12 protein-coding genes are annotated in these 9,584 nt (G+C 27.7%); 1 reads left to right on the forward strand and 11 read right to left on the reverse strand.

What is annotated here, in order from left to right; translation table 11 throughout:
- Positions 1 to 10: 10 nt before the first annotated feature.
- The 8 genes from R4K56_RS05380 to R4K56_RS05415 all read right to left on the reverse strand — a co-directional run bounded on the left by R4K56_RS05380 (position 11) and on the right by R4K56_RS05415 (position 6,226).
- Entirely contained in the window at positions 11 to 1,081 is a 1,071-nt protein-coding gene (locus R4K56_RS05380; RefSeq protein WP_335772215.1) for an alpha/beta hydrolase, read from the reverse strand.
- Between the two features lie 72 nt (positions 1,082 to 1,153).
- A complete protein-coding gene (locus R4K56_RS05385; protein ID WP_335759495.1) occupies positions 1,154 to 1,711 on the reverse strand; it encodes a flavodoxin in 558 nt (185 codons plus the stop codon).
- 126 nt (positions 1,712 to 1,837) lie between these two features.
- Positions 1,838 to 2,674, reverse strand: coding sequence for a carboxymuconolactone decarboxylase family protein (locus tag R4K56_RS05390; protein WP_335759496.1), 837 nt, complete (start codon positions 2,672 to 2,674; stop codon positions 1,838 to 1,840).
- A gap of 28 nt (positions 2,675 to 2,702) precedes the next feature.
- On the reverse strand, positions 2,703 to 3,929 hold the full coding sequence (locus R4K56_RS05395; RefSeq protein WP_335772216.1) for an NAD(P)-dependent alcohol dehydrogenase: 1,227 nt from the start codon (positions 3,927 to 3,929) through the stop codon (positions 2,703 to 2,705).
- A gap of 29 nt (positions 3,930 to 3,958) precedes the next feature.
- On the reverse strand, positions 3,959 to 4,804 hold the full coding sequence (locus tag R4K56_RS05400) for an aldo/keto reductase (RefSeq protein ID WP_335772217.1): 846 nt from the start codon (positions 4,802 to 4,804) through the stop codon (positions 3,959 to 3,961).
- Between the two features lie 27 nt (positions 4,805 to 4,831).
- Positions 4,832 to 5,260 (reverse strand): cyclophilin-like fold protein, encoded by a 429-nt coding sequence (locus R4K56_RS05405; protein ID WP_335772218.1) that lies wholly within the window; start codon positions 5,258 to 5,260, stop codon positions 4,832 to 4,834.
- Between the two features lie 18 nt (positions 5,261 to 5,278).
- A complete protein-coding gene (locus tag R4K56_RS05410; RefSeq protein ID WP_335772219.1) occupies positions 5,279 to 5,791 on the reverse strand; it encodes a (R)-mandelonitrile lyase in 513 nt (170 codons plus the stop codon).
- A gap of 84 nt (positions 5,792 to 5,875) precedes the next feature.
- The gene (locus tag R4K56_RS05415) at positions 5,876 to 6,226 is read right to left on the reverse strand and encodes a MerR family transcriptional regulator (protein WP_335772220.1); all 351 of its coding nucleotides are present in this window, start codon (positions 6,224 to 6,226) and stop codon (positions 5,876 to 5,878) included.
- Between the two features lie 154 nt (positions 6,227 to 6,380).
- Between R4K56_RS05415 and R4K56_RS05420 the strand changes: the two genes are divergently transcribed.
- Positions 6,381 to 7,274 carry a LysR family transcriptional regulator gene (locus R4K56_RS05420; RefSeq protein WP_335772221.1) on the forward strand — a complete coding sequence of 298 codons (894 nt, stop codon included), beginning with the start codon at positions 6,381 to 6,383 and terminating at the stop codon, positions 7,272 to 7,274.
- Positions 7,275 to 7,339: 65 nt separating this feature from the next.
- Here the strand turns inward: R4K56_RS05420 and R4K56_RS05425 are convergent, their stop codons facing one another.
- The 3 genes from R4K56_RS05425 to R4K56_RS05435 form a co-directional block, all read right to left on the reverse strand.
- Positions 7,340 to 7,786, reverse strand: a complete 447-nt coding sequence (locus R4K56_RS05425) for a (R)-mandelonitrile lyase (protein WP_335759505.1) — start codon at positions 7,784 to 7,786, stop codon at positions 7,340 to 7,342.
- Positions 7,787 to 7,963: 177 nt separating this feature from the next.
- Positions 7,964 to 8,467: a flavodoxin gene (locus tag R4K56_RS05430; RefSeq protein WP_048594537.1), complete on the reverse strand. Its 504-nt coding sequence runs from the start codon at positions 8,465 to 8,467 to the stop codon at positions 7,964 to 7,966.
- Positions 8,468 to 9,093: 626 nt separating this feature from the next.
- Positions 9,094 to 9,584 (reverse strand): aldo/keto reductase (locus tag R4K56_RS05435; RefSeq protein WP_335772222.1); only part of this gene is annotated, 491 nt, incomplete at its 5' end.

Genomic DNA, 9,584 nt, shown 5'->3' on the forward strand with positions numbered 1-9,584 from the left:
TATTTTTATATTATTCTAAATTTTTTTCTTTTAAATATTTTTCAAGCAAATCTGCTATTTCTAAGTTGTTTAAATCTGAAAAAGGAAAATGAGTATTTCCATATATTCCAATTTCTGGAAGAATTACAACATTTACATCAGCATTATAAGATTTTAAAGTTTCTTCCCATTTTTTTACTAATTCTACTCTTAATCTCCATTCTTCCAAATAAGGATTATCAGATTTTTCTTTTGGTATATTATCCCCATAATAAATTACTATAGGTATGCTTGCTAATTTTTTGAAATCATCTTCAGGTATTTCTTTTATAGGAAAATATGCAGGCATAGTAATATTAGTAGGGGAAGTATTTTCAGGAAAAGGCAAACTGCATCCGCCTGGCTCATATAAAACTAATGCCTTAACATTTTTATTTTTTATTGCTGTAAAAAATGCAGGACCGGCTCCTTGAGAATGTGCTGCTAAAATTCCTTCTCCTATTCTATCAAATAATGCAGATAAACTATCAGATACTATTTCCTCATCAAAATTACCAGTATTAGGAGTAACTTGCTGAAAGTATTGAGTTAAAGTTTCTTCATCATTTTTGAATTGTACATTTTCAAAAAAATCAGGCCAAGAACCTATTCTAAACCAATTAAATAAAGACTGCTCGTCAGGAGTAGGGTTAATAGTTATAGGTACAGAACTTCTTCCAGCTCTTCCTCTCCTTGGCTGATCTACCAAATATACACTATATCCTTTTTTTAAGAAAATATTTTGAAAACCTTCTCTGCCGTCTGGAGTAGTTTCAAAACTTTTAGCAGATTGTCCGCCTCCATGTAAAAATACTATAGGATATTTTTTAGCATTGACAGGTATTTGATAAAATGTATATCCATGGTCGCTATGATATGTTTGTCCGTTTGAACTTGGAAATAAAGTATATTTTTCAAATTCTCCATTTGCAGATGATACTTTACCGCCAAATGTAAAACTTCCTTGTTTATCTATAATAATTTTATTTTGTGTATTATTAGATATATTGCTGCATGATATACTTAATAATATTGTTAAAAACACTAATAATAATTTTTTCATTATATAATCCTTAAAATATTTTTTATTTCCTACTGCCTATTAATTATAATAAGCAGCAGGAGAATAAAAGTTTTATAATATGTTTATATTTTGAAGCCAGTTTTTTATATTATTTTCTGAACTATTAACACTTCCTCCAGATATACTCAAACCTTCTAGTATAGTTGAATTAGGACATAATGAAGTTATATCAGTAACGCTTCTTCCCATTCTGCTTCCGCCATGAGTACATAAAGGAGCGATTTTTTTACCGCTGAAATCATGAGTTAATAATAATTGTTTTACTGCCTGCGGAATAGTGCCCCACCAATTAGGGTAACATAATATTATAGTGTCATAGTTAGCTAAATTATTTATATTAGCACTTAATTTTGGTAAAAAATTATCATTTTGTTCTTTTCTTGCCTGATTTACAGTGTCATTATAAGAACTTGGATATGCTTCAACAGTTTTTACTTCAAATATATCTGCTTGAGTAAGATTTTTTATCATATTAGCAGCTGTTCTAGTGTTTCCGCCCCAAGAAAAATATACTATTAAAGTTTTAGAACTTTGAGCATTTAAACCTCCGATCAATAATGTACTTGAAAGAAGCAATGACATTAATATTCTTTTAATTATTTTTTTCATTTTTGATCCTCCTATTTTATTATTCTTAAAATTTTATTTTGAAAAATATATACCTATCTTGCATTTTTAATTTTCATTATATTTTTATTACGATAGAGTATAATTAATGTGAATTTTTAATCTTAATTATTTTAGATTGTTAATTATAGCTATAGCATTCAATGTTCTTGGATAACCTATGTAAGGTATGCATTGAGTTACAGCTTCTATTAACATATCTTTACTGTTTCCTATAGATATATTAGCACTTGCATGAGAAGCTGCCTGAGGCTCAGCTCCCCCTAAAGATACTATCATTATGAAAGTTAATAACTCTCTCTCTTTCATATTAAGTTCCTTTCTTGTATAAAAATCTCCAAAACAATTAGCTGATAAGAAATTTTGAATATGTTTTTGATTTGCTGGAGCATTATTATGAGCGTCTAATATTCTTGTGCCAAATGTATTAGTTTGTATTTCAAGTCCTTTATCGAATCTAGTTTGTTCTGTAACTGTTGATTGAGATTCTATAGGAAGTGAAATATTTTTTTCTTTAAATACTTCATTTGCTTTTTCTAATGCAGCAAATACTCTAGGAAATCCTACATAAGGCGAACATTGATATAATGCTTCTTTTATCTCTATAGGACTAACACCAATATTCAAAGCTGTTTCTACATGAGGTTTTATCATATCAGTACCTTGTGAGGCAGTTAAAGAAACTAATGTTACAAGTTCTCTTAATTTAGGATCTAATGTTCCATGATTATAAACTTCTCCGTATAAGAAATTATTAAATATACTTTCTAGATCTGGATCATTAGGTTTAGTTAAGCTTGCATCTCTTTTGAATAATTCATTATATTTGTTTTTTGCTTTTTCTGTCATAGTTAAATTTCCTCCTTTACTTTGTGAATTTGCTATGCATGAAAATAGTATAACTAAGATAGATAAAGATAAAATAGTTTTTAAAGTTTTTTTCATTTCTTAATAACCTCGCTTTTTTAGTTTTTTATTGATTATCTATAGTTTTCATATCTATTACATATCTGAATTTTACTTCACCGTTAATCACTTTATTGTATGCTTCTGTAATAGCCTGAGCATCAGCATTGATTATTTCAACATCTGGATATATGTTATTGGCTACAGAATAATCTAAAGCTTCTTGAGTTTCTTTCATTCCTCCTATTAAAGAACCAAATAATTTTCTGCTTCCATTTCCTAGTATTAAAGTTCCTACATTTATATTAGGCATATTTTCTATTGCAGGTATTCCTAAAATAGCCATTTCTCCGCCTCTTTTTAGCATATTCATATACATTGAAATATCATAGTTGGCAGGTATTGTACTTATTATATAATCTAATGTATTATTTAAATTTGTAAGTTCATTAGCATTATTAACATTTACATATTTAACAGCTCCCATATTTAAAGCATCTTCTCTTTTTTCTTCTGTGATATCAAATACTGTAACTTCTGCTCCTAAATTAACAGCATATTTTACAGCTAAATGTCCTAATCCTCCGAAACCTGCTATTCCAATTTTATCTCCTTTAGATACATTCATAACTTTTATAGGAGAATATGTTGTTACTCCGGCACATAATAATGGAGCAACTTTTTTAATATCTGCATTATCTGGTATTTTTACAGCAAATTTATCATATACTACTATATTATCAGAATATCCTCCTCTTGTTATTTCATTATCATGGAATCTATCTGGGTTATCATAAGTTCCTACAAAAGAGTTTAAACAATATTGCTCCTGATTGTTCAGACAATTTTCACATTCTCCGCAGGAATTAACCATACAGCCAACGCCTGCATAATCTCCTACTTTAAATTTGGTAACATTTTCTCCTACTTGAGTTACAATTCCTACTATTTCATGTCCCGGTACTATAGGATAGTTTGAAGTTCCCCAATCACTTTTTGCTGAATGTATATCGCTATGACATATTCCAGAGTATAATATATCTATTAATATATCGTTGCTTCCTACTTCATGTCTTGTAAACTCATAAGGTTCAAACACACCATTTTCAGAAAATGCAGCAAAACCTTTTGATGGTATTCTGCCTTCATAATTATTTGTAACATATACTTTATTATTTTGAATGTTTGTGTTTGAAGTATTATTTTCTTGTGTATTATTATTGCTTTGATTATTGCAAGACAATATTAATACAAAAGAAATAATTAAAATAAAATTTTTTATATGTTTTTTCATTTAATAATCTCCTTAATTTTTATTAATTTTTAATATTTCAATTTTAATAATTGCTTTATAAAGTCAGCATCATCATTAAGAAATATTATGTTTTTATTATTATCCAAAGTTTTTATAATATTCATATCATTATCATCTAATGTGAAATCGAATATTTTAGAGTTTTCTATTATTCTTTCTTTGTTTATACTCTTTGGAATAATAGGTATATTTCTTTGAGTAAGCCATCTTAAAATAACTTGAGCTACAGTTTTATTGTATTTTTTGCCTATACTTTTTAATATTTCATTATTGAAAATATTATTTTTTCCTTCTGCCAAAGGTCCCCAAGATTCTAATGTGATGTTATATTCTTTCATTAAATTCTGATCTTCCCATCTTTGAAAAAATGGATGAGTTTCTATTTGATTAATTGCAGGTGTTATTTTACTATGTGCCGTAAAATCAATTAATCTATCTTTATAAAAGTTGCAGCATCCTATAGCTCTTATATATCCAGACTCATATAATTCTTCCATTGCTTTCCAAGCTGCATAATAATTACCGAAAGGCATGTGAAGTAAATATAAATCTAAATAGTCCAATCCTAATTTTTCCATAGATATTTGAAATGCTTTCTTTGCCTTATCATAATCAGCATCCTGTATCCATAATTTGGTAGTGATAAACATTTCTTTTCTATTGATTCCGCTTTCTTTTATGGCATCTCCAACAGCTTTTTCATTAAGATATATTGATGCTGTGTCTATATGTCTGTATCCTGCTTCAATGGCATAAAGACATGCTTTTTTGCATTCCTCATAATCTTCTACTCTGTATACTCCAAATCCTAGAATAGGCATTTCAACACCGTTATTTAATTTTATAGTATTCATAGTATCTCCAAATTATTAAATAAAATATTAATTTACTTTTTCAATACGTATATCAAAATCTCCTTTCATATTTGAAAGTTTTGATATGTCTGATGCATTTTCAAATTTTCCTAAATAAATTAAATTATTTGAATATCTGAAATTTTTATAAAATATAGCAATGTTTCCCCAAGGAGCATAATAAGTTATATCTCCTGCTTTAGGATTTATTCCGTCTGGTTCATTTTGAGTATTTAATTTTTTACTTAAATAAAATATTTTTTCTGTGCTGTTATAATCTTCTGCTTTAATATTTAAAGGAAGTAATGATAAAAAATCATTTCCTGCTTTTGAATTTGTGATTACGGCATAGATTTCATTGCTGCCAAAAGTTAATTTTATTCTTGTGTTTTGAGTAAATGCATTCATAGTGAATAATCCTGTAAATAGTATAAAAGTTATAATAATTTTTTTCATAAATAATAATCCTCATAATTATTGATTTGTATAACTGTAATATTCTTTATCAGTAACATGTTCCATCCAAGTAACACTGTTTCCATTTGAATCTCCTGTTATAGCAATATGTTTCATAGGTGAATTAAGAGAAGCACCATGCCAATGCTTTATGTTTGAAGGACAATATAAAGTATCTCCGGCTCTAAATTCTTGTATAGGTTTTCCTTCTTCTTGAGTAAGTCCTATACCTTCAATAACTATTAAATGCTGTCCAGAAGGGTGAGTATGCCATGCACTTCTTGCACCAGCCTGAAATGTTACATAAGCTACAGAAAATTTTGAAGTTTCATTTGGAGAAGTTATGGTCTCAACTTCAACATCGCCTGTAAAATAGTCAGATGAACCTTTTGATTTTTGTCCTTCTCCATTTTTTATTAAAACTGTGTTTGTTGGTGCTGCATTATATTTATAAGCAGTATTGTTGGTATTATTTAAATTGCATGATATCGCTGCAATCAAAACAAATAAGATTAATAAAATATTTTTCATTTTTTCTCCTTTTTGTGTATTAATAAATTGTTTTATGATTGTAGCATTGAAGTTAACTCCAATGTCAATGTGAAAATATATTTTTTAATTAAAAAAGTCTTTTTCTTCTAGCTTTTTGTTTAACATTTCTAATTTCATTTTCATTTCATTAATATGTCTTTGCATAATATCTCTTTCATTTATTAGTATTGATCTTCTTTCGTTTAAAGTGTTTTTTCCTTTTTTGTATAATTTTATATATTTAATTATTGAATCTAATGGTATTCCTAGATCACGCATTGACTTTGAGAATTTTATGCATTGCAAATTATAATCATTGTAATTTCTGATGCCGCTTTTGTTTCTGTTTATTTCAGGTATTATTCCTATTTTTTCATAATATCTTAAAGTGTCTTTTGATAAACCTGTTAATTCGCTTACTTCTGATATAGTCATAATATTCTCCTTTTTTCTTTGTTTTATGTAGTAATTTTAAGTTATTATTGAAATATATCAAATACTTATATCTTATAATTAGTTATGCTAAAAAGGTATTGATATATAATGCTGAATATGATATTATAAAATAAAAATTAATTGGTCTTAAAAAATGGATATAAAGTCTTTAACATATTTTTTAACTGCTGCCAGAGAGGGAAGTATTACTAAAGCAGCAAATTCTCTTAATTTGACACAGCCTAATTTATCAAGACAAATAAACAATTTAGAAAAAGAAATTGGCAAAAAATTATTTATACGAAGTAATTATAGTATAAAACTTACTTCCGATGGTGTTTTACTTAAAAAGAGAGCAGAAGAAATTATTGATATGATAGAAAAAACTAGAATGGAGTTTAAATCTTCTGATGATGTTATAGCAGGCGATATTTATATAGGATGTGCAGAAACTTATTATATAAAATTAATTGCAGATGTTATAAAAGGTCTTAGACAGTCTTATCCTAAAATAATATACCATATTCATAGCGGAGCATATTCAGAAATTACAGAGAAACTTGATAAAGGACTTTTAGATTTTGGAATACTTATAGGCGATATAGATTTATCTAAATATGATTATATAGATATTCCTTATAAAGAAGTTTACGGATTATTAATGAGAAAAGATTCGCATTTATCTAAAAATAAATTCATAGAAAAACATGATTTATTTGATATACCTATAATGTGTCCAAAAATATTTTTTAATAATAAAATACAGACTTCAAAATTTAGTGAATGGATAGGAAATGATTTTGATAAATTGAATATTATATTAAGTTATAATTTGATTTATAATGCAGCATTAATGGTTGAGGAAGGTATAGGATATGCTTTAACTATAGATAAATTAGTTAATACAACTAATACAAGTGATTTACACTTTATACAATTAAATCCAAGATTAGAAATAGAATTGAGGGTGGTTTGGAAAAAGAATCAAGTATTTTCAGAAGCTTCAAAAATATTTTTAGAAAAATTAAAAAATAAATTATGTCAATAATATAAACTTATAAGCGTCTTATTTGTAAAAGGCACTCATAAGTTTTTAACAATTTATATAATTAATTATTTATTCTTTTTATAAGCATTATATTCTTCATCAGTAACATGTTCTAACCAAGTAACATTGTTGCCGTCTTTGTCTCCAGTGATAGCAATGTGTTTCATTTTGCAGTCTGGTGAAGCACCATGCCAATGTTTTTTATCTTTTGGACAGTAAAGAGCCTCTCCCGCATGGAACTCCAAAACTTCTCCGCCTTCTTCTTGAGTAAGTCCTATACCTTCAACTACTACTAAATGCTGTCCGCAAGGGTGAGTATGCCATGCGGTTCTTGCCCCTGCTTCAAATGTTACATAAGCTACAGAGAAATGTGAATCTTCATTAGGCTCTGTAAGAATTTCTACTTCAACATCTCCTGTAAAATATTCTTTTGCTCCTTTGAATTTTTTACCTTCTCCGTTTTTTATAAATATAGTTTTTTCTGGTGATTTTGGATATTGATAATCTGACATTTTATTTCTCCTTTTTTATTTTAATTATTTGTGCTGGCTTTGCCCACACACCTAGTTCTTTTGTTGGCACAGGCGAAGCCCGCCTGCGGCGAGAAGCTTATATCCTCGACAAGCTCGGATATGCTTTGCGAAAGACTGCATTTTTATATAATCTATTAATATGAAATATAAATTACATTATTTTATTTTTACAAATATATCTTTGATCCATTTCTTTATTTCATTTTCAGCACTTGAGGCAGAACTTCCATATACACTTAATATTTTGGACACTTGTTTAGATTTTGATTCTTTTTCTATATCTCTTTTAATGCTTCCAGAACCTCCGCCTCCATGAGTACAGAAAGGCATTATTATTTTATTAGAGAAATCAAAACTATTCAAGAATGTATTTACCGGAGGTGCAATTGTATTCCACCAATTTGGACTTCCTATAAATATAACATCATAATCATCTATGCTTTTTATATTGTTTTTTAATTTTGGTTTTATATTACTGTTTATATCTCTTTTAGCTTCATTTAAAACTGTGTTGTAACTTGGTGAATATGCTTTTTCTGGTTCTGTATAAAAAAAGTCTATTTCAGCATTTGCAAATTCTGATTTTACAACTTTTCCTATGAACTCAGCAAGTTTTTTAGTGTTTGATGAATGTGAATAATATGCTATCAATGCTTTCATTTTAAATTCCTATTATTGTTATTAATAAACTCGCTTTAGATTAGCTAATAACTAAAGTTATTAGCTGCTCGTTTATTTTATTATTGTTATCAATAAACTCGCTTTAGATTAGCTAATAACTAAAATTATTAGCTGCTCGTTTATTTTTATTGTTGCTTATTTTATTTAATATAATTATTTTTTAACAAATTAATAAGTATTTACTATATTTTATAATTTATACTAGTCATTACAAATAATTAAAATAATAAACAAATTTTTTATAAAATATAGTTTTTTATGTATATACTAAAAAAAATTAAGTTTATAAATTTTTTGTTGTTCTTTTTCCCGCCGCATACGCTCTGCGGACTTCGTCAAAGAACCAAAAAGTGCAAGTATAAACTTAGTACTAAATAATACTAAGTTTTTTTACATGTAATATAAACTATTAAGTTTAAGTACACCTTTCCAAAGGCACGCAGAGTGAAGGTGGACTTTGGCAAATATAGCCTTTCGCGAAGCGTATCCGAGTTTATCGAGGATATAAGCTTCTTTGTGGCAATACCACAGGCACTCCCTGCGGTCGCAAAAGAAGTGGGGTATGGGGCAAAGCCCCAAGTATAATATTATAAATACAAAAAATATTATCTTCCTACTATTTCTAAATGTTCCTTCGGATATCTTTCTCCTTGTATAGTTATTTTTGATATTGCTTCATTTATTTTATTTAATTCTTCATTAGTAAACTCTACATTAACAGAGTATATATTTTCTTTTAATCTTTCTATTTTTCTTGTTCCCGGTATTGGTACTATAAATGGTTTTTGATATAATACCCAAGCTAATGCTATTTGTGATTTTGATACATTTTTTGTTTTAGCAATATCTTCTAAAATTTCAATCAATACTTGATTTTGCTTTAAATTTTCTTTTTGGAATCTTGGTACAGAACTTCTAAAATCATTTTTTGAAAACTCTGAATCAGCATTGAATCTTCCAGTTAAAAATCCTTTGCCTAATGGAGAGAAGGGAACAAAACCAATATTTAATTCTTCTAATAATGGTATAATTTCTTTTTCCGGCTCTCTCCAAATCATAGAATATTCGCTTTGTATGGCTGTTAATTTACATACTT

This window comes from Brachyspira pulli, assembly GCF_036997785.1.
Classification (GTDB): Bacteria; Spirochaetota; Brachyspiria; order Brachyspirales; family Brachyspiraceae; genus Brachyspira; species Brachyspira pulli.

What these genes read in the sequence shown, in the direction of transcription:
- R4K56_RS05380 (WP_335772215.1), bottom strand. Translation starts at nt 1,081, where the DNA reads ATGAAAAAATTATTATTAGTGTTTTTAACAATATTATTAAGTATATCA.
- R4K56_RS05385 (WP_335759495.1), bottom strand. Translation starts at nt 1,711, where the DNA reads ATGAAAAAAATAATTAAAAGAATATTAATGTCATTGCTTCTTTCAAGT.
- R4K56_RS05390 (WP_335759496.1), bottom strand. Translation starts at nt 2,674, where the DNA reads ATGAAAAAAACTTTAAAAACTATTTTATCTTTATCTATCTTAGTTATA.
- R4K56_RS05395 (WP_335772216.1), bottom strand. Translation starts at nt 3,929, where the DNA reads ATGAAAAAACATATAAAAAATTTTATTTTAATTATTTCTTTTGTATTA.
- R4K56_RS05400 (WP_335772217.1), bottom strand. Translation starts at nt 4,804, where the DNA reads ATGAATACTATAAAATTAAATAACGGTGTTGAAATGCCTATTCTAGGA.
- R4K56_RS05405 (WP_335772218.1), bottom strand. Translation starts at nt 5,260, where the DNA reads ATGAAAAAAATTATTATAACTTTTATACTATTTACAGGATTATTCACT.
- R4K56_RS05410 (WP_335772219.1), bottom strand. Translation starts at nt 5,791, where the DNA reads ATGAAAAATATTTTATTAATCTTATTTGTTTTGATTGCAGCGATATCA.
- R4K56_RS05415 (WP_335772220.1), bottom strand. Translation starts at nt 6,226, where the DNA reads ATGACTATATCAGAAGTAAGCGAATTAACAGGTTTATCAAAAGACACT.
- R4K56_RS05420 (WP_335772221.1), top strand. Translation starts at nt 6,381, where the DNA reads ATGGATATAAAGTCTTTAACATATTTTTTAACTGCTGCCAGAGAGGGA.
- R4K56_RS05425 (WP_335759505.1), bottom strand. Translation starts at nt 7,786, where the DNA reads ATGTCAGATTATCAATATCCAAAATCACCAGAAAAAACTATATTTATA.
- R4K56_RS05430 (WP_048594537.1), bottom strand. Translation starts at nt 8,467, where the DNA reads ATGAAAGCATTGATAGCATATTATTCACATTCATCAAACACTAAAAAA.